This window comes from Massilia aurea (genome assembly GCF_040790145.1).
Lineage (GTDB): Bacteria > Pseudomonadota > Gammaproteobacteria > Burkholderiales > Burkholderiaceae_D > Telluria > Telluria aurea_C.
In genome coordinates, this window is record NZ_JBFMMP010000001.1 from 62,206 (window position 1) to 81,064 (window position 18,859).

The following is an 18,859-nucleotide window of genomic DNA, read 5'->3' on the forward strand; positions in this document are numbered from 1 at the left end:
CACCACAGAGCAGAACGAGGACACCAGATCATGACGCCAGCAGGACATGAAGTACCCGTAGTAGATACAGAACTGCCGCCGGAGAGCCGGCAGGTGGTCGATACGCTGATTTCCCCCGAAGGCCAGCTCGAAGTGCTGTCCAAATCCGAAGTAAGCAAACTGCTCGACACCGGCCGCACCGGCCTGTATGACGTGTTTCGCAAATGCGCGCTGGCGGTGCTCAATAGCGGCAGCGACATCGACGACGGCAAGGAACTGCTCGAACGTTACGCGAGCTTCGACATCAGCATCCTGCAGCGCGAGCGCGGCATCAAACTCGATATCCGCGGTGCGCCGGCCAGCGCGTTCGTCGATGGCAAGATGATCCGCGGGATCCACGAGCACCTGTTCGCCGTGCTGCGCGATATCGTGTTCGTCAGCTTCGATGTCACGGATAACCCCAAGTTCGACCTGACCCGCACCGACGGCATCACTGACGCCGTGTTTCACATCCTGCGCAATGCCAACGTGCTGCAGGCGCAGCGCAATCCGAACCTGGTCGTGTGCTGGGGCGGGCATTCGATCAGCCGCATCGAATACAACTACACCAAGAAGGTCGGCTATGCGCTGGGCCTGCGCGAACTCGATATCTGCACCGGCTGCGGCCCGGGCGCGATGAAGGGTCCGATGAAGGGCGCGACAATCGGCCACTCGAAGCAGCGGCTGCCGGGCGGGCGTTATCTCGGCATCTCGGAGCCGGGCATCATCGCGGCCGAATCGCCGAACCCGATCGTCAACGACCTGGTGATCATGCCGGACATCGAAAAGCGCCTGGAAGCATTCGTGCGCACCGGGCATGGCATCGTCGTGTTCCCGGGCGGCGCCGGCACAGCCGAAGAGATCCTGTACATCCTGGGCATCCTGCTGCATCCTGATAATGCCGAGATTCCGTTCCCGCTCATCTTCACGGGCCCGGCATCGGCGCGCGATTACTTCACGCAGATCGATGCGTTCCTGGCCTTGACACTGGGCGAGGCCGCGCAGCAGCGCTACCAGATCATCATCGACGATCCGGACGCGGTGGCGGTGGCGATGGTGAAGGGGATCAGCGAAGTGCGGGCCTTCCGCAAGGCGCACAGCGACGCCTATTACTACAACTGGCGCCTGAAGATCGACCACGAATTCCAGAAGCCGTTCCGGCCGACGCACGAGAACATGCGCAACCTGGACCTGCACCGGGGGATCCCGACGCACCTGCTGGCGGCGAATCTACGCCGCGCGTTTTCGGGCGTGGTGGCGGGGAACGTGAAAGAAGAAGGGATTCGCGCGATCGAGCAGTTCGGCAAATACGAGATCCACGGCGAGGCCGCGATCATGGGGCCGATGGATGCGCTCCTGGCGTCGTTCGTGGAGCAGAGCCGGATGAAGCTGCCTGGCAAGGCGTATGTGCCTTGCTATACGATTGTGCAGTGAGCTGACGACCTGCGCATTCATCGGCCCGCGCCCTCAGCACGTCGTTCCCGCGTAGGCGGGAACCGCAGTTCTTCGAGCCGCCACTAGCTTCAATTGTACTGGCGGCTCAAGCACACTTGGATTCCCGCCTCCGCGGGAATGACGTTCTGAGGTAGCAGGCCAGATGTAAAAAGGCCGCCTTCCGGCGGCCTTTGTCATGTCAGCGTTTGCAGCCCGACACTCAGTCCTCTTTACGCAAGTGCGGGAACAGCAGCACGTCGCGAATATTCGGCGAATCCGTAATCAGCATCATCAAACGATCGATGCCGATGCCGCAACCACCTGCCGGCGGCATGCCGTATTCGAGTGCGCGGATGTAGTCGGCGTCGTAGAACATCGCCTCTTCATCGCCTGCATCCTTGGCTTCGACCTGCGCCAGGAAGCGCGCGGCCTGGTCTTCAGGATCGTTCAGCTCCGAGAAGCCGTTGGCGATCTCGCGGCCGACCATGAACAGCTCGAAACGCTCGGTCACACCGGCGCGTGTGTCCGATGCGCGCGCCAGTGGCGACACTTCGGCCGGGTAGTCGACGATGAAGGTCGGTTCCCACAGCTGCGCTTCGGCGGTTTCTTCGAACAGCGCCAGTTGCAGCGCGCCCAGGCCGGCAGTGGCGAATGGCTTGACGCCGAACTTCTTCAGTTCGACCTTGATGAACTCGGCGTCGTTCAGCTGCTCGGGCGTGTAGCCCGGCGCGTACTTGTCGATCGCTTCGATGATCGTCAGGCGCTGGAACGGCTTGGACAGGTCGAGCTCACGGCCACCGTACGACAGCACGGCGCTGCCATGCGCATCGACGGCTGCCTGGCGGATCACCTGTTCGGTGAAGTTCATGATCCACTTGTAGTCGGTGTACGCCGCATAGAATTCCATCATCGTGAATTCAGGGTTGTGACGGACCGACACGCCTTCGTTGCGGAAGTTGCGGTTCACTTCGAACACGCGATCGAAGCCGCCGACCACCAGGCGCTTGAGGTACAGCTCGGGGGCGATGCGCAGGTACATTTCCATGTCCAGCGCATTGTGGTGCGTGACGAACGGTTTCGCAGCAGCGCCGCCCGGGATCGGGTGCAGCATCGGCGTCTCGACTTCCATGAAGCCGTTGTCTTCCATGAAGCGGCGCATCGACGACATCGCGGCGGTACGCGCCTTGAACGTGCGGCGCGTCTCTTCGTTCATGATCAGGTCGACGTAACGCTGGCGGTACTTGGTTTCTTGGTCGGCCAGGCCGTGGAATTTGTCCGGCAGCGGACGGATCGCTTTCGTGATCAGGCGCAGCTGGCTGACCTTGACGGTGAGTTCGTCGACCTTGGTCTTGAACAGCGTGCCTTCGACGCCGAGGATGTCGCCCAGGTCGTAGCTGCGCAGTTCTTCCATCGCCGCTTCACCGGCGCTGTCGAGGGTAATGTAGATCTGGATGCGGCCGCTGGCGGACGGGCCAGAGCTGTCTTGCAGCGTCGCGAACGCGGCTTTCTTGCCCGCTTCACGGCGCAGCATCATGCGCCCGGCCAGCACCACCGGTACCGGTTCGGCTTCGAGTTCTTCGCGCGTCTTGCCGCCGTAGGTGTCCACCAGATCGGCTGCCTTGTGCTGCGGGACGAAGTCGTTCGGGAACGCGACGCCTTTTTCGCGGATCGCCGCCAGCTTGACGCGGCGCTCGGCCATGATCTTGTTTTCGTCGGCGCCCAGGGGCGCCTGTTCTTGATGTTCCGTGGTCATAGGATCGTGATCTTGTAGGGTGTCAGACGTTCTGCTTGAGCGATGCCGAGATGAAATCATCGAGGTCGCCATCCAGGACGTTCTTGGTATTGCCGGTCTCGAAGCCGGTACGCAAATCCTTGATGCGCGACTGGTCGAGCACGTACGAGCGGATCTGGTGGCCCCAGCCGACGTCGGTCTTGGAATCCTCGAGCTTCTGCTGTTCGCTCATGCGGTTGCGCAGTTCAAGCTCGTACAGCTTGGCGCGCAGCATGTCCCAGGCCTCGGCCTTGTTGCGGTGCTGCGAGCGGTCGTTCTGGCACTGGACCACGATGCCCGACGGGCCGTGCGTCAGGCGCACCGCGGAGTCGGTCTTGTTGATGTGCTGACCGCCGGCGCCGGACGCGCGATAGGTATCGATGCGCACGTCGGCCGGGTTGATTTCGATCTCGATTGAATCGTCGACTTCCGGATACACGAACAGCGACGTAAACGACGTGTGGCGGCCGTTGGCCGAGTCGAACGGCGACTTGCGCACGAGGCGGTGCACGCCGGTTTCGGTGCGCAGGTGGCCGTAGGCGTACTCGCCGTCGACCTTGATGGTCGCGGTCTTGATGCCCGCGACTTCACCGTCGGACTGCTCGAGGATCTCGGCCTTGAAACCCTTGCGTTCGCAGTAGCGCAGGTATTGACGCAGCAGCATCGAGGCCCAGTCCTGCGCCTCGGTGCCGCCGGCGCCGGCCTGGATGTCGATGAAGCAGCTCGCGTGGTCCATCGGGTTGCTGAACATGCGGCGGAACTCCATCGCCTCGATGATCTTCTGGATCGCTTCGGTGTCGCCGGCGACGGCTTCGATGGTGTCATCGTCGCCTTCTTCGCGCGCCATCTGGAACAGGTCGAGCGCGTCGGCCAGGTCGGCCTTGGCTTTCTCGAGCGTCAGTACGACGCCCTCGAGCGCCTTCTTCTCTTTGCCCATTTCCTGGGCGCGCTTCTGGTCGTTCCAGATGGTCGGGTCTTCCAGCTCCTGGTTGACCTGTTCTAGTTTCTCTGACTTCTTATCGAAGTCAAAGATACCTCCGAAGTTCGGCCTCACGACCCGTCAGGTCGTTCAGCAGGGCGGAAATGGCGTTGATGCGTTCGGCTTCCATGGTCTCGGCAGTCTCATTGTTGGTTGAAATCGAACCGGGGATTATACCCGATGAATGCCCCGATACCTGCATGGCCGACCCCTGTATGGCTTGCCGCGCAGCAGGGCAAGCGGTACCATCGCCCGGTCTTGTTACCCGGATTACCCATGAACCGCTCCCTGCGTTACCAAATCAGCATCGCTTTCTCGTCCCTGCTGATTGTTCTTCCTGCCCACGCTCTCGATAAAGCGCCCACCGGCGCCACCGCCGTCCTGGCCGTGCTGGAGACGTCCGACCTGCACGCCAACGTGGTCGGCTACGACTACTACAAGCTGGCGCCCGAGCCATCGATCGGCGTCGACCGCACCGCCACGCTGATTAAAGCGGCGCGCAAGGAGTTCGCCAACACGCTGTTGCTCGACAACGGCGACACGATCCAGGGCACGGCCTTTGCCGACTACCAGGCGCTGGTCAAGCAGCCCGCCTGCGGCGAGGTGCTGGGCATCTACAAGATCATGAATGCGCTTGGCTATGAGGGCGGCACGGTCGGCAACCACGAATTCAACTACGGCCTGCCGTTCCTGAACCGGATCACGGGCAGCGCCTTCCAGGTCAAGGGCGTGGAAAAGGGGGCAACATGCGCCGGCCCGGCGTTCCCGATCGTGCTGGCCAACGTCACGAGTTTGCAGACCAAGCGGCCGCTGTTCGCGCCGTACCAGATCATCGACAAGAAGATCACGGCGCGCGGGCCCGATGGCAAGCCGGTCGAGACGACTGTGAAAGTGGGCATCATCGGCTTCACGCCGCCGGACATCATGTCGTGGGACAAGCGCTGGCTGGAAGGCCGCGTGGCGGTCGCCGGCGTGCGTGAAACCGCCGAAAAATACATTCCGGAGATGCGCAAGAAGGGTGCGCAACTGATCGTGGCCCTGTCGCACGGCGGCCTGGATGACAGCCCGTATTCGCCGAAGATGGAAAACGCCAACTGGCACCTGGCCAAGGTGCCGGGCGTCGACGTCATGCTGCTGGGGCATGCGCACCAGCTGTTCCCGAACGCCGAGAGCACGGTCGGACAGTTCAACCTGCCGGGCGTGGACAAGGTGCGCGGCCTCGTGCACGGCGTGCCGGCCGTGATGCCGAGCCAGTGGGGCAAGCACCTGGGCGTGGTCCAGCTGCACCTGACCTATGACGGCAAGGCGTGGTCGGTCGACAAGGACAAGACGGTGGTGCAGGCGCGCGCCACGCAGACGGGCGCCAAGACCTTCGTCGAGCCGGACGCGCAGGTGGCCGCGCTGGTGAAGGCCGAGCACGAGGCGACGATCGCATACGTGAAAACGCCGGTCGGCCGCTCGGCGTTTCGCATGACGAGTTATTTCGCCGATGTGGGCGATCCGTCGGCGCTCGAAGTCGTCAACCGCGCGCAGGCCGAGTACGTGAGCCAGTACGTGAAGGCGAACCTGCCGCAGTACGCCACGCTGCCGGTGCTGTCGGTGTCGGCGCCCTTCAAGGCGGGCTTCCCGGGCGTGACCGATTACACCGACGTGCCGGCGGGCGACCTGGCGCTGAACAATGCGGCCGACCTGTACCTGTTCCCGAACTCGCTGTATGCGGTGAAGGTCGATGGCGCGGGCCTGAAGGCGTGGCTGGAAACGGCGGCGCAGCGCTTCAACACGATCGATCCGGCACTGAGCACGCCGCAGGAACTGGTCAATGCGCGCTTCCCGAGTTTTAACTTCGACACCATCACGTCGAAGGATGTCGCCTACGAGATTGACGTCACGAAGAAGCCGGGCGAGCGCATCGTGGAGCTGACGTATCTGGGCAAGCCGGTGACGCCGAAGCAGGAGTTCCTGGTCGCGACGAATAACTATCGGGCCAGTGGCGGTGGCGGGTTCCCGGGGCTGGATGGCGGCAATGTGGTCATCGCGTCGCCCGACAACAACCGCGACATCCTGATCGCGCACATCCGCGCGGCGAAGGAACTCACGCGCGCGTCGCACGGCGCGGCGCGCAGCTGGCGTTTTGCGCGGGTCGAAACCAGGGGGCCAGTGGTATTCCACTCGGCGCCGGATCTGGAAGCGCTGGCGCGCGAGGCGGGGCTAAGTAATGTCAGCCAGGTCAAGGCCGACGATGGCAGTGGCAAGGGGACGGCGTTGTACGCGGTCGATTTGTCGAAATGATGTTGGCTACGGCCCGCGCCTTGTAAACGTCATCCCAGCGGAGGCTGGGACCCAAGTAAGCGTACAGTCCCGGTACTCTCGAAACGGCCGGCTGCGCTGAGGACTTGGATTCCCGCCTTCGCGGGAATGACGTTTTCGCGCTAACGAAGGACGGCACGGCTACCGTCCTTCGAGCAGCACTTCAATGCACCTGCTGCTTCTCTTCCTGCACCAGCACGAACGGACTCACGACCGACGCCCACAGCGTTGCATCGGTCTCCATCCAGGCCCGGGCCTGTTCGTCGCTCACCTTGGCCATCCGACCGTCAGTCATCCAGCGCGTGATGCTGTCACGGTCGTCGTGCGCGATGCGCAGGGCGACGTCGATCAAGTCCAGCGCGCCCGCTACCCACACCACGCTGCCGCTGGCGAAGTGGCGTTCGAGCTCGCGCCATTTGACGCGGCCGGTTTCGCGGTTGATCTTGTCGTGCAGTTCGGTGTCGTTCTCGGGTTTGGTCTTCATGTGCGTGTAAATCGGGTCAAAGAATCTCGACCGCAGGATGCGGCGAACCCGCCCATGTTAACCGATAGGTCTGCGCCTTGCGCACATTGCCCACCAGCGCCGGGCGGAAGCACGCCAGGCAGGTGCCGCCGGCGTGGCGCACGCTGGGGAAGATCACACCGAGAGAACCGGCGCCCAGCAAGTCGTTCGCCAGCGCCTGCGAGGCGATGTAGCTGGCCGGGTCGAGACACGCTTCAAAGGCCGCAATGCCGCGCAGGTCGTGGAAGGTCGCGCTGAAATCGGCCAGCAGGCACTGGTAACTGACGCTGTCGTCGAAGCGGTCGATCTCGGCGTATTCGACGGTCTTGTGGAAGATGACTTCGGCCAGCGACGTCTCCGCGTCGAAGCCGCAATACCAGGCGCCGCGCTCGCCGTCGTTGAAACGGCTGCCTTCCGGGCGTGCATACGTGAACGCGGCATTGATGATGCGAAAGTTGGGCACGCCGAACACCAGTTCGTCCATGCCGATGCCCGGCGCCTGGCCCGATTCGGCGCGCAGGCGTTCGCTGGTGGCGTTATCGAGGTCGAACAGGTCGCGCAATGCGGCGTCGGTCTCGGCCAGGGGCGCGAGCACCGAGTCTTCGACGTCGGCGAAGCGCGACGGGATCAGGCGGCAGGTGTCGAGCTGGCGCAGGAGCGTCAGGCGTGGCGTAACCCTGGGCATAACGCGTGTGGTGTTGCGGGAACTCACAGGCCGCCGCGCCGGGCATCGAGCAGCTTGCGCACCGTTTGCATCGCCAGCAGGCCGCCGGCCTGCATGAACGCGAGCGGCGTGCGGCCCCCGAAGATCGGGTTGGTATTGGGCAGGCGCACCCATTCGTCGGCGAGCTTGTCGCCGTACAGGATGTGCAGGCTTTTATAGATGCCGAGCAGGTAGGAGATGCGCGTGATGCGATCGACTTCGAGCACCCGGTCCGGGTTTTTCTTCCAGTCGTAGAACGAGGATGACGACAGGCCGCCGAGCAGTTCGCGCGCATCGTCGTCGCGCAGGCCCCAGGCGGTGGCAAGGCGGAAGAAGCCGGTCAGGGCCGAACGCGACAGGCGCTCGCGCTCGGCCTTCGAGGTGAGGTCGACCAGCGTCGCCGGCTCGAAACGGCTCTTGGGGTAGGCATAGGCTAAGCTCATGGTTCCTCCGGTTTTGGAGTATTTATACTCCAATTCAGAACCGCTTGCAAGCGCCGTATGGCAAGCGCGCGGGCGGCTGCCCGGCGCGCGCGACGTCAGATCAGTCGCCGCCGACCGCCGTGAGGACCGCGCCGGCGCCGGCGCTGAGCATCCAGCCGGTCATGAGCAGATAGAACATCAGCAGCGTAAACAGCACCGACACGCGGCGCGCGTCCAGGCCGGCGAACAGCGGCTTCTTGTCGTAGGCAACGCCGACGAAGTAGGCGCCGAACACGGTGGCCAGGTAATGCACCGCGCCGAACGTCTCGCCCAGCTCACCCTTGCGCGGATGGTCGATCAAGAGGTGCGACAGGATCACCAGCACCAGGTACGGGATCGACGCGGCCAGCGGCGGCAGGTAGACGCCGAAACGCTCGACGAAGGTGCGGACCGCCGGACGCTTTCGCGCCAGCAGCGGCAGGAACAGGTTGTGGATCAGGCCCGAGATCAGGATGAGCTTGAGCAGCACGGCCTTGTGCAGGCTTTCTTCGCCAAAGCCCAGGTTATGCAGATTGGTTTCGGCCTGGCGGTTATTTTGCAGAAAGAACTCGGGCGACTGGATCTGCAGGATGCGCTGGAACCAGCTGATTTCTTCCAGCGCGGCCAGGGCGACCAGGCCGGTCAGGCCGAGCAGCACCAGCACTTCGAGACGCATGCCGCCGTTCTTCCAGCGGTCGATGGCCACGTAACCTAACAGCCCCGCGGTGAGCGAGAAGGCCAGGAACTGCATCCATTCGACGATGCCGTCCTCGACCAGCAGGCGCGAGAGTTCATGGGGATTGCCCGACCACGCCAGCGCCAGCAGCAGGATGAATGCGTTGATGATGCTGGCCGAAATGATGACCGGATGTTTGTACCACTGATTATTGACCACCAACTTGCTCCTTCAGAGACGAAAAATGTTCAGCCGCGAGCGGCTGGAGTGCGGGGCCCGGCACGGGTTCGGCGTCGAATTCGACGTCAATCGAGCCAATCCGGTCCGAGGCGCGCCGGCCCGTGCGGCGCAGGGCGCCGGCCAGCAGCGCGACGAGCGCCCAGCCGAACAGCAGCGGATCGAGCAGGGCGTCCCACAGGTTCCCGCTTGGCAGGCGCAGGACCGAGAACAGGACGACGGCGCCCAGGATTGCCGCTGCGGTGCCACGCGCGTGCCCCTGGACGATCGCCAGCGCGCAGGCGCCGGCCGCGATGACCGCGACGACCGGCGTCAGGACGCCGCCGAAACCGGCGTAATAATAGCCGCTCGTGAGAAGGCCGAGCGCATCGAGATACAGCAGCAGGCCGGCCACGGCGAGCACGCCGGCCAGCGACTGCGGCATGGCCTGGCTGCGGCGCACGCCGTTCCAGCGTTCGGTCAGGCGCAGCAGGCAGCAGCCCACCAGCAGGCCGCTCGGATACTGGAACGCCAGGCCCAGGTACCAGGCCGGGGACAGGTTGCCCGGCAGGGCCATCGTGGCCAGCGATCCGGCCATGATGGTGGCCAGCATGCTGCGCGAGATGGGCGCGGCGCCGCGCCACAGGGCGCAGACCACGGTGGCGGCGACGATCGCCCAGCCGAGGCGGCCGTACAGGATTTGGCTTGCGAGATCCGGCAATGTCATCAGGTCGTGCCTTCCGGTTGGATGCGGTAGCGATGGTGGGCAATCGCCTGGCGTTGCCAGGTGTACGTCACGTGCAGCTCGTTGCCGACCTGCTGCATCGATGGATACGAAAATTCGTCGCCGGCCGGCCCCTTGGCGATGTCGGCGATCGTGCGCCAGGTGCGCATGTCATCCGAGATCGACAGGCGCAGGATGCTGCGCGACGACGCGCCGCCCTCGACGTGATTATGCAGCATCAGGAACTGGCCGCTCGACAGGCGTATCGCGGCGACCGACGTGCTGTAGTTCGGCAGGTCGAGCGCCGGCAGGTCTTGCCAGGTGGCGCCGCCGTCATGACTCGATGCATGCTGGACCAGCTGCTGGTCGCTGTCGTCGCGCATCAGGGCCCGCACCTCGTTCTTCGACACGGCGACAATGGCCGGCTGCAGCGTCGAGGTGCTGTTGCCGATGCGCGCCAGCGTGGTCGGATTGCCGTCGGCGTCGAACGCCATCAGCATCGGATACTTGTTGCCGATCTCGAAATACACGGGGAGCCACCAGCCGCCGTCGTCCAGTGTCAGCGGCGCGGTGCGTACCAGCGCGCTGGTGTTGAACAGGGGCGACGTGGGCAGGATGCGGCGCACCTGGAAGCTCTTGCCCTGGTCTTGCGAGACCAGGTGGGCGATGCGCGCCGCAGCCCAGCCGCCCAGGCCCGTGGCCACGACGTACAGGTGGATCCGGCCGGCGCGGTCGGCCCAGGCGACCGGGTTGCCGACGCGGCGCACGCCGAAGCCCAGTTCAGCGCCGAGCGAATCGCGGCTGACCACCATCGTCGGTGCGCTCCAGGCGCCATTGGCCCAGGTGGAGGCGAACACCTTGACATCCGGGCCGCTCTCGCGGCTGCCAGCCCACCAGAACGCGAGCATGCGGTTGCCTGGCAGCGCTGCGAGCGTGCTGGCGTGGGCCGATGGCATGCCTTGCGGCGCAGGGATGTGGGCGTGCGACAGTTCGGTGAGCGTTACGCGGCCAGGTTTGGTCGTGCTCAAGCTGGGTACGGCCGCTGCGGCTGCGGGCGCGCTGCGCCAGCGCAGTGCTTCCGCAGCGATCACGAGCACGACGAGCAGCACACAGCCGAGCAGGATCGCATGATGTCTACGCGGCCGGGTGATCGCGGGAGTCTCCATTCGCTTCCAGTAGAGGAACCCGGCCAGTGCGCGGGCATTGAACGTCCCGCCGTTAGTGACTTGCCAATGTCGCGGGAGGCGGCCGGAAATCACGGCCGGGAAAAGGCGCTATCCTACCGGAAAGAAGCGGAAAAGAACATTGGCCGAGTGTAAAAGACGCGTCTGTACGCCGTGAAACGACGCGACTATTTGCCTTGGTGGCGATGTTGGCAACATGATTTCTAGTGTCCTTTTTGACAGACGGGTGCGGTGCGATCAAGGCTGGGCGCGCAAGGTCAGCTTGAGGATCTCGCCTGGTTGCCAGAGGCGCATGCGCGGGCCCCAGCCACCGGCGCCGCGACTGACGACCAGTTGCATGTCGCCGATGCGGTACCAGCCCACCAGGTAGGGAAACTCGCGCTGGGCCAGATAGGTGAATGGCCAGACCTGACCGCCGTGCGTGTGCCCGGACAGCATCAGGTCGATGTTCTTTTGCGCGGCACGCTCGATCAGGCCGGGTGCGGGAATGTGCGCGAGCAGGATCGTGGCGCCGTCCAGCCGCGTGGGGAGCGTGCGTTCGAGGCCGGCATTGATGTCGCGGCCGCCGCGCATGGCGCGTCCGATATCGTCCAGGCCCGCAAGGTGCAGGCCCGGTGCGATCTCGACATGCTGGTCGCGCAGCCATTTCACGCCGCCGGCCGCAAACTCGTCGATCGTGCCGCCGGCATCGCCGTAGTATTCATGGTTGCCGGTGACGGCCCATACGCCCAATGGCGGGCGCAAGCGCTTGAGGACAGGCGCGAGCAGGGCGTCGTTGATCGGCTCATCTTCGACCTGGTCGCCCAGCATTACCACGGCATCGGGCCTCAGCGCATTGATCTGGTCGACCCGCCCGCCGAGCCATTCTGCGCGGCGCTGGGCGCCGAGGTGGGTGTCGCTGATCGCGACCAGTACGGTGCCATCGAGCGCCTGTGGCAGGCCAGGCAGTGTCAGTTCCTGCTCGACGATCGCGGGCGCGCGCACCGCCTGGAAAATGGCAAAGGCGCTGACCGACACCCCGGCGATCGCCCCCAGCGCGAGAATGCGCGGCGCCCAGGTACGCCACCAGAACCCGAAGCCGGTGATCACGTCGGCCAGTAGCAGATATTGCGTCATGCAGAACAGCGCCCCGAGCCACGTCATCGAAAATTGCCCGGGCCACCAGCGCCAGTCCAGCGCCGAATCGCCAAGCTGCACACCCCACAGATAAAACGCCCACAGCGCCACGACGCCCACCCACCAGACCCGTGCCGGCACATGCGATCGCACGGGCCCGAGCGCGTACAAGCGATGGGCGACATAGAAATGCATCAGCGAGCCGAGGTAATTAATGATGATCGAAAACATGCAAGCTCCCGCCAGCTGTCAGCCAGCGCGTAATGTCAGTGAACGGGGAATGAAACGCGCCGCGGCAGTACGGCGTGCAGACAAACCGGCCCATCATAGCGAACCGCTCAAAATCATGTCGCCTGTAACTATCGCTAACGCATCAAAGTTATCAAACAATTTGACTCTGACCCTAATTGTTACCTTGACTGCAGAGTCCGTTTCACAATTAGGGTCAGAGTCGAATTGTTGAGCAATTGCTCGCGGGTTTGCCTGCACATTTGCAGCATGATCAGGCGGATTCGGCGTGCTCGACAAGGAGCTGGACTTTGGTGACGCCGTTGTATTCGTTGGCGTCGAGGCGGAAGGCGACGCGGGCGCGGTCGCTCAGGCTGTCGGTGTGGCCGAACCAGATGGCGTCGTAGCGGCGGCCGTTTTTTTCCAGCTGCAGTTTCAGGTGGCGCTCTTTCAGGATGCGCTGGCTGACGACGCGGAACTCGTCGCAGAAGACCGGTGGCGCGAAGCCCTGGCCCCAGACCTGGCCGTCCATCAGTTCGATGAACTGGGTCGAGTAGAATTCGTCTTCGAGCGGGCCGTCGGTTTCAATGATGCGTTCGAGTTGCGCTGCCGTCAGCCAGGCCTGGCCGACTGCCTCGAATGCCTGGCAGAAGGTGTCGAAATTAGCGTGGCGCAGCGACAGGCCGGCTGCCATCGCGTGGCCGCCGAACTTGTCGATCAGGCCCGGCACGCGTTTGGAGACCAGGTCGAGCGCATCGCGCAGGTGAAAGCCCGGGATCGAACGCCCCGAACCCTTGATCATGCCGTCGCCGGCCGGTGCGAAGGTAAACGTCGGACGGTAGAACTTTTCTTTCAGGCGCGAGGCGACGATGCCGATCACGCCCTGGTGCCAGCCTTCGTCGAACACGGTGATGGTGCTGGCGCCGGTCGGCTCGAATGTATCGAGGTGCAGCAGGGCGGTGTCCTGCATCTCGGCCTCGATTTCGCGCCGCTTGAGGTTGATCTCGTTGAGCTGCTGGGCGATGGCCCAGGCGCGGCCTTGGTCGTCGGTGGTCAGGCATTCAATGCCGAGCGCCATATCCTGCAGGCGGCCGGCGGCGTTCAGGCGCGGGCCGACCGCGAAGCCCAGGTCGAACGGGGTGGCGCAGCGCGCTTCGCGGCCCGCGACCCGGAACAGCGCCGCCACGCCCGCATGCATGCGGCCCGCGCGCATGCGCTTGAGACCCTGCGCGACGAGGATGCGGTTGTTGGCGTCGAGTTTCACGACGTCGGCCACCGTGCCCAAGGCAACCAGGTCGAGCAGATTGTCGAGCTTGGGCTGCGTCTGCGCATCGAACACGCCGCGCCGGCGCAATTCGGCGCGCAGGGCCAGCAGCACGTAGAAGACCACGCCCACGCCCGCCAGGTTCTTGCTCGGGAAGCCGCATTCAGGCTGGTTCGGGTTGACGATCACGCGCGCCGCAGGCAGTGCGTCGCCCGGCAAGTGGTGGTCGGTGACGACGACTTCGATGCCCAGCGCGTTCGCCGCCAGCACGCCGTCGACGCTGGCGATGCCATTGTCGACCGTGACGATGATGTCGGGCGCTTTTTCGCGCGCGGTCAGGGCGACGATTTCGGGCGTGAGGCCATAGCCGTATTCAAAACGATTCGGGACGATGTAGTCGACCTGCGCGCCCATCGCGCGCAAGCCGCGCAGGGCGACGGCGCAGGCGGTGGCGCCGTCGCAGTCGTAGTCGGCGACGATGGTCATGCGCTTGCCGGCGGCGATGGCGTCGGCGAGAAACGCCGCGGCGACATCGATGTGTTTCAGGCCGGACGGCGGCGACAGGGCCGCCAGCTCGCTCGAGAGTTCACGCGCGTTGAGCAGGCCCCGCGCCGCGTAGATCCGCGCCAGCACGGGGTGCACGCCGTCCTGGCGCAGCAGTTCGGCGGTGCGAAACGGGCAGGGGCGGGTTGAAAGTCGGGTCTTGATGGTCAATGTCGATCTCGGTATGAATAACTTACTTGAGCAGATCCAGGCTCGGGCTGCGCCAGAATTTGCGCTGCGCCATGGCGCTCGTCGTGGCCTCGAGCAGGCCTTCGCGGCTGCTCAGCACCAGGTGCAGCTTGCCCACGCGGCCAGCCTTCACGGCCGCCAGGAGCGGCGCGAACAGCGTCGTTTCCAGTTGCGCCATCTCTTGCAGCCAGACGCCCCAGTCAGATGCCTGCGCCGATTCGGCCAGCGTGCCGACCACCAGCGTGCGGTCGGTGGCGAGCAACCCGTCCAGCCGGTCGAGTGAGCCAGGCCGCTGTTCGCCGAGCGCGCCCAGCCAGCCCGGGACCGCAACGCTGGCCAGCGGCTGCCCCGGTGCGGGCGCCGTGCTGCCGGCGCCCCATACCCAGAACGCGTTCACGACCGGCAGCCGCCGCGTTTCGCGCGCGGCGTTCACCGGATGCGCGTGCCACGCCATCTGCACCTCGTTCTGCAGGCGCCGGTAGGCCAGCGCCGGCTGCCCCTTCGGCATGAAATCGGTCAGGTCCATGTTCACGACCGTGTCGGGACTGGCGGTCTCGAAACCGGTCCAGTCGTCCGCGCGCAGGAACCACGTGTGCGCGTCGCCGTAGCGCAGCGCGTGGCCGATGTCTTCACACAGGTCGGCGGCTGCTGCGAACAGCGCGCGGCTGTCGTCATCGCTCAATGGCACCTGACGCGTATCGGCCATCGTCAGGTGCGTGCGGGCGATCTGGATGTGACCGGGGCTGACGATGTACCAGGTGCCTCCCTCCGGATCCAACCCGAAGCCACGCATCGCGGCGACAGCGACATCGAGCCGGCCCTCCGCGCCCAGACCGAGCGCGCGCGCCAGCCAGGTTTCGTGGGGCAGGGCGTGGGTGCTCTCGGCGACCCGGGCGCGGGTGACATGCGAGGTGCGCGAAAGTAGCGAAGACAGCGCCGGCGTGTTCATGGCGCGGACCAGGTCGGGAGCAAATTCAGGGAGCGGCAGGGCGAACGGCAGGACGAGCGTAATATGAGCCATCCCGCTATTCTAGGGCAAATCGCCGCCGCCAGTGGACCGCTGCGGCGATTCTCCACCGCGATTCTGCACCACATGCTCAGTAGAACGAGCTCGTGGGTTTTTGATAATTGCGCCACAATCGTGGTTTGTCTGGCAAACTGCCGGGCTGGCGCAGCTACGGCTGGCGCAGCTACCTACAAAAAGATTTACGCGGATCGGTCGACACACACAGCATGAGCATCACCCACAAACTCCCCTACGAATGGCAGATCGGCCTGCGCTACACGCGCGCCGGCAAGCGCAGTGCCCGCAACAGCTTCATCTCGTTCATTTCGATGGCATCGGTGGCCGGCATCGCCCTCGGCGTGGCCGCGCTGATCGTCGTGCTGTCGGTGATGAACGGCTTCCAGAAAGAAGTCACCAACCGCATGCTGTCGATGCTGGCCCACGTCGAGGTGTTCGACAGCCGCGGCGCGCTGCCCGACTGGCGCGCCACCAGCCTGCAGGCGCTGCGCAACCCGCAAGTAAAAGCTGCCGCGCCGTTCATCGATGCGCAGTCGATGCTCCTGGTCGACGGCGTCATGAAGCCGGCGCTGCTGCGCGGCGTGGCGCCGGTCGAAGAAGCGCAGGTATCGGACATCACGCGCCAGATGAAGGCCGGCAGTTTCGCGTCGCTGCGCGCGGGCTCGTTCAACGTGGTGCTGGGCCGCGCGCTGGCCAAGTCGCTCGGGGTCGAGGTGGGCGACCGCGTCACGCTGCTCGTGGCGAGCAGCGGGATACTGGGCGGCGCCAGCACGCCGGGCGAGAACCCGCTGCCGCGCACGCGCGCGCTGACGGTATCGGGCATCTTCGAGGCCGGCCATTTCGAGTTCGATTCCACGCTGGCGCTGATCAATATCGACGACGCCCAGGTGGCAACGGGCGCCACGGCGCCGGCCGGCATCCGCCTGCGCCTGCAAGACCTGCACCAGGCGCCGCAAGTGGCGTACGAACTGCAGCGGTCGATGCAGGGCGAATTGATCATGCGCGACTGGACCAAGGTTAACACCGTCTGGTTCGCGGCCGTGCAGTCGCAGAAGAACATGATGTTCATTATCCTGACGATGATCGTGGCGGTGGCCGCGTTCAATCTGGTGTCGACGCTCGTCATGACCGTCAAGGACAAGCAGGCCGACATCGCCATCCTGCGCACGCTGGGCGCCTCGCCGCGCGCGATCATGAAAATCTTCATGGTGCAGGGCACGCTGGTCGGCTTGCTGGGCGGGTTGTCAGGGGTGGCCCTGGGCGTGCTGGTGGCGCTCAATGTCGACGTGATCGTGCCGGCGATCGAGCGTTTGTCGGGCGTGCACTTCCTGTCGCAAGAGGTATACCTGATCAGCGAGATGCCGTCCGAACTGCTGTGGGCCGACGTTGGCTGGATCGGCGGCGTGGCCGTGCTGCTGTCGTTCCTGGCCACGATCTATCCAAGCTGGGCGGCCTCGCGCGTGAAACCGGCGGAGGCGCTGCGGTATGAATAAGCGCGCGTGCGGCGACCGTGTCGATTCCAATTTCAACGATAAGAATTCATGAGCATCATCCACAAACTGCCGTACGAGTGGCAGGTCGGCCTGCGCTACACGCGCGCCGGCAAGAGCAGCGGGCGTAGCAGCTTCATTTCATTCATCTCGCTCATTTCCGTGGCCGGCATCGCGCTTGGCGTGGCGGCCCTGATCATCGTGCTGTCGGTGATGAACGGCTTCCAGAAGCAGGTCACCGATCGCATGCTGTCGGTGCTGGCCCATATCGAAGTGTTCGACGCCTCGGGCAGCATGCCGGATTGGCAGGCCAGGGCAAAAGAAGCGGCGCAGAATCCGGCCGTACTGGGATCGGCGCCATTCGTCGAAACCCAGGGTTTATTGGTGCGCGACGGGATCATGCGCCCGTCGATCGTGCGCGGCGTGCTGCCGGGTGTCGAAGACAATGTGTCGACCGTCGCACAGCAGATCCGCGCCGGCAGCTTCGATGCCTTGAAGCCCGGCAGCTTCAATATCGTGCTGGGTTACGCGCTGGCGCGCGCGCTCGGCGTGGGCCTGGGCGACAAGGTGACGATGGTGCTGGCCCAGGGCCAGGTCACGCCGGCCGGCATGGTGCCGCGCACGCGCAGCTTCACGGTGGCCGGGATCTTCGAGGCCGGGCACTTCGACTTCGATGCGGCGCTGTCATTCGTCCACATCGAGGATGCGCAGCGCCTCGAACGGCAGCAGGCGCCATCGGGCCTGCGCCTGCGCATCGCGAACATGCGCGAAGCGCCCCAAGTCGCAGCGGAGTTGAAGGCCTCCATGGAGGGCGACCTGGTCGTGCGCGACTGGCCCAAGCTCAATGCCAACTGGTACGCTGCGGTGCAGACCGAAAAAAAGATGATGTTCATTATCCTGACGCTGATCATCGCGGTGGCCGCCTTCAACCTGGTCTCGAGCCTGGTGATGACGGTGACCGAGAAGCAGGCCGACATCGCGATCCTGCGCACGCTGGGCGCATCGCCCGGCTCGATCATGAAAATCTTCATGGTGCAGGGCGCGGTGGTCGGTGTGCTCGGCACGCTCGCGGGGGTGGCGATGGGGGTGGGCTTCAGCTTGAACATCGGTGTCATCGTCCCGTTCATCGAACGGTTGCTGGGAGTGGAGTTCTTGTCCAAGGATATATATTTGATCAGTACCGTGCCGTCCGAGCTGTACACGCCGGACGTCGTCACCATCGGCATCGTGTCGGTGGTGCTGGCCTTTGCGGCCACGATTTACCCAAGCTGGGCCGCTTCGCGTGTGAAGCCGGCGGAGGCGCTGCGCTATGAATGATGTCATGAACCACGAATCGAATACAACCAACGTACCCGTGCTGGCCTGCCGTGGCCTGGGCAAAACTTTCAGCCAGGGCGACGCCATCGTGCGCGTCATCGACGGCATCGACTTCGCCGTGTACCGCGGCGAGCGCGTGGCCATCGTTGGCGCGTCGGGCTCTGGCAAGTCGACGCTGCTGCACCTGCTCGGCGGCCTGGATACGCCCAGCAGCGGCACGGTGAGCCTGCGCGGCGAAGATTTCGCGAGCCTGTCCGAATCGCGCCGCGGCGAATTGCGCAACACGGCGCTGGGCTTCGTCTACCAGTTCCACCACCTGCTGCCCGAATTCACGGCGCTCGACAATGTGATGATGCCGCTGCTGATCCGCCGCATGCCGCGCGCGGACGCGCTGGTGCAGGCGCAGGCGATCCTCGAGCGCGTGGGCCTGGGCAAACGCGTGATGCACCGGCCGGGCGAACTATCAGGGGGCGAGCGGCAACGCGTCGCGCTGGCGCGCGCGCTGGTCACGCAGCCAGCCTGCGTGCTGGCCGATGAACCGACCGGTAACCTCGATCACACGACGGCGCAGGTCATCTTCGACCTGATGCTCGAACTGTCGCGCACCCTCGGCACCGCGTTCGTGATCGTCACGCACGACATGGAACTGGCGCGCCGCTGCGACCGCGTGCTGCGCATGACCGAGCACGGGCTGCAAGCGGCGGAGAGCTAAG

At 64.8% G+C, this 18,859-nt stretch carries 16 protein-coding genes; 5 read left to right on the forward strand and 11 right to left on the reverse strand.

The features are described 5' to 3' along the window. Window positions 1-30 precede the first annotated feature (30 nt). Window positions 31-1,452 (forward strand): nucleotide 5'-monophosphate nucleosidase PpnN, encoded by a 1,422-nt coding sequence (gene ppnN / locus AB2N08_RS00285; protein ID WP_367608629.1) that lies wholly within the window; start codon window positions 31-33, stop codon window positions 1,450-1,452. Window positions 1,453-1,672: 220 nt separating this feature from the next. Here the strand turns inward: ppnN and lysS are convergent, their stop codons facing one another. After that, window positions 1,673-3,205, reverse strand: a complete 1,533-nt coding sequence (gene lysS, locus AB2N08_RS00290) for a lysine--tRNA ligase (protein ID WP_367608630.1) — start codon at window positions 3,203-3,205, stop codon at window positions 1,673-1,675. A gap of 22 nt (window positions 3,206-3,227) precedes the next feature. Then, window positions 3,228-4,332 (reverse strand): peptide chain release factor 2 gene (gene prfB, locus AB2N08_RS00295; protein WP_367608631.1). Its coding sequence is split into 2 segments (ribosomal slippage): window positions 3,228-4,250 and window positions 4,252-4,332, totalling 1,104 coding nucleotides; the frame shifts between segments, so codons are not numbered across the junction. A 146-nt stretch (window positions 4,333-4,478) separates the two neighbouring features. Here prfB and AB2N08_RS00300 point away from each other — a divergent pair. Continuing rightward, entirely contained in the window at window positions 4,479-6,491 is a 2,013-nt protein-coding gene (locus tag AB2N08_RS00300; RefSeq protein WP_367608632.1) for a bifunctional 2',3'-cyclic-nucleotide 2'-phosphodiesterase/3'-nucleotidase, read from the forward strand. A gap of 181 nt (window positions 6,492-6,672) precedes the next feature. On the opposite strand, the gene AB2N08_RS00305 is transcribed toward AB2N08_RS00300, so the two are convergent. The 9 genes from AB2N08_RS00305 to AB2N08_RS00345 all read right to left on the reverse strand — a co-directional run bounded on the left by AB2N08_RS00305 (window position 6,673) and on the right by AB2N08_RS00345 (window position 15,336). After that, on the reverse strand, window positions 6,673-6,993 hold the full coding sequence (locus AB2N08_RS00305) for a DUF2288 domain-containing protein (protein ID WP_367608633.1): 321 nt from the start codon (window positions 6,991-6,993) through the stop codon (window positions 6,673-6,675). Between the two features lie 16 nt (window positions 6,994-7,009). Continuing rightward, entirely contained in the window at window positions 7,010-7,696 is a 687-nt protein-coding gene (locus AB2N08_RS00310) for an RES family NAD+ phosphorylase (RefSeq protein ID WP_367608634.1), read from the reverse strand. Window positions 7,697-7,719: 23 nt separating this feature from the next. Then, window positions 7,720-8,157 carry an MbcA/ParS/Xre antitoxin family protein gene (locus AB2N08_RS00315; protein ID WP_367608635.1) on the reverse strand — a complete coding sequence of 146 codons (438 nt, stop codon included), beginning with the start codon at window positions 8,155-8,157 and terminating at the stop codon, window positions 7,720-7,722. A 100-nt stretch (window positions 8,158-8,257) separates the two neighbouring features. Continuing rightward, window positions 8,258-9,070 carry a hypothetical protein gene (locus AB2N08_RS00320; protein WP_367608636.1) on the reverse strand — a complete coding sequence of 271 codons (813 nt, stop codon included), beginning with the start codon at window positions 9,068-9,070 and terminating at the stop codon, window positions 8,258-8,260. Further along, complete coding sequence (locus AB2N08_RS00325; protein ID WP_367608637.1) at window positions 9,060-9,794, reverse strand: hypothetical protein; 735 nt, start codon at window positions 9,792-9,794, stop codon at window positions 9,060-9,062. The genes AB2N08_RS00320 and AB2N08_RS00325 overlap by 11 nt, the downstream gene beginning before the upstream one ends. Then, a complete protein-coding gene (locus tag AB2N08_RS00330; RefSeq protein WP_367608638.1) occupies window positions 9,794-10,957 on the reverse strand; it encodes a sialidase family protein in 1,164 nt (387 codons plus the stop codon). The genes AB2N08_RS00325 and AB2N08_RS00330 overlap by 1 nt, the downstream gene beginning before the upstream one ends. A 255-nt stretch (window positions 10,958-11,212) precedes the next feature. Beyond that, on the reverse strand, window positions 11,213-12,322 hold the full coding sequence (locus tag AB2N08_RS00335) for a metallophosphoesterase (RefSeq protein ID WP_367608639.1): 1,110 nt from the start codon (window positions 12,320-12,322) through the stop codon (window positions 11,213-11,215). 271 nt (window positions 12,323-12,593) lie between these two features. Next, entirely contained in the window at window positions 12,594-14,297 is a 1,704-nt protein-coding gene (gene recJ, locus AB2N08_RS00340) for a single-stranded-DNA-specific exonuclease RecJ (protein ID WP_367608640.1), read from the reverse strand. Window positions 14,298-14,319: 22 nt separating this feature from the next. Then, window positions 14,320-15,336: a hypothetical protein gene (locus AB2N08_RS00345; RefSeq protein WP_367608641.1), complete on the reverse strand. Its 1,017-nt coding sequence runs from the start codon at window positions 15,334-15,336 to the stop codon at window positions 14,320-14,322. Between the two features lie 212 nt (window positions 15,337-15,548). Here AB2N08_RS00345 and AB2N08_RS00350 point away from each other — a divergent pair, with 212 nt between their 5' ends. The 3 genes from AB2N08_RS00350 to lolD are packed head-to-tail and all read left to right on the forward strand — an operon-like array spanning window position 15,549 to window position 18,858. Continuing rightward, window positions 15,549-16,832 (forward strand): lipoprotein-releasing ABC transporter permease subunit, encoded by a 1,284-nt coding sequence (locus AB2N08_RS00350; RefSeq protein ID WP_367608642.1) that lies wholly within the window; start codon window positions 15,549-15,551, stop codon window positions 16,830-16,832. Window positions 16,833-16,880: 48 nt separating this feature from the next. Next, on the forward strand, window positions 16,881-18,146 hold the full coding sequence (locus tag AB2N08_RS00355; RefSeq protein WP_367608643.1) for a lipoprotein-releasing ABC transporter permease subunit: 1,266 nt from the start codon (window positions 16,881-16,883) through the stop codon (window positions 18,144-18,146). A gap of 4 nt (window positions 18,147-18,150) precedes the next feature. Continuing rightward, the gene (gene lolD, locus AB2N08_RS00360) at window positions 18,151-18,858 is read left to right on the forward strand and encodes a lipoprotein-releasing ABC transporter ATP-binding protein LolD (RefSeq protein ID WP_367608644.1); all 708 of its coding nucleotides are present in this window, start codon (window positions 18,151-18,153) and stop codon (window positions 18,856-18,858) included. Window position 18,859 lies beyond the last annotated feature (1 nt).

What these genes read in the sequence shown, in the direction of transcription:
- AB2N08_RS00300 (WP_367608632.1), top strand. Translation starts at nt 4,479, where the DNA reads ATGAACCGCTCCCTGCGTTACCAAATCAGCATCGCTTTCTCGTCCCTG.
- lolD (WP_367608644.1), top strand. Translation starts at nt 18,151, where the DNA reads ATGAACCACGAATCGAATACAACCAACGTACCCGTGCTGGCCTGCCGT.
- AB2N08_RS00325 (WP_367608637.1), bottom strand. Translation starts at nt 9,794, where the DNA reads ATGACATTGCCGGATCTCGCAAGCCAAATCCTGTACGGCCGCCTCGGC.
- ppnN (WP_367608629.1), top strand. Translation starts at nt 31, where the DNA reads ATGACGCCAGCAGGACATGAAGTACCCGTAGTAGATACAGAACTGCCG.
- AB2N08_RS00315 (WP_367608635.1), bottom strand. Translation starts at nt 8,157, where the DNA reads ATGAGCTTAGCCTATGCCTACCCCAAGAGCCGTTTCGAGCCGGCGACG.
- AB2N08_RS00330 (WP_367608638.1), bottom strand. Translation starts at nt 10,957, where the DNA reads ATGGAGACTCCCGCGATCACCCGGCCGCGTAGACATCATGCGATCCTG.
- AB2N08_RS00335 (WP_367608639.1), bottom strand. Translation starts at nt 12,322, where the DNA reads ATGTTTTCGATCATCATTAATTACCTCGGCTCGCTGATGCATTTCTAT.
- AB2N08_RS00350 (WP_367608642.1), top strand. Translation starts at nt 15,549, where the DNA reads ATGAGCATCACCCACAAACTCCCCTACGAATGGCAGATCGGCCTGCGC.
- AB2N08_RS00345 (WP_367608641.1), bottom strand. Translation starts at nt 15,336, where the DNA reads ATGGCTCATATTACGCTCGTCCTGCCGTTCGCCCTGCCGCTCCCTGAA.
- AB2N08_RS00305 (WP_367608633.1), bottom strand. Translation starts at nt 6,993, where the DNA reads ATGAAGACCAAACCCGAGAACGACACCGAACTGCACGACAAGATCAAC.
- lysS (WP_367608630.1), bottom strand. Translation starts at nt 3,205, where the DNA reads ATGACCACGGAACATCAAGAACAGGCGCCCCTGGGCGCCGACGAAAAC.
- AB2N08_RS00355 (WP_367608643.1), top strand. Translation starts at nt 16,881, where the DNA reads ATGAGCATCATCCACAAACTGCCGTACGAGTGGCAGGTCGGCCTGCGC.
- AB2N08_RS00310 (WP_367608634.1), bottom strand. Translation starts at nt 7,696, where the DNA reads ATGCCCAGGGTTACGCCACGCCTGACGCTCCTGCGCCAGCTCGACACC.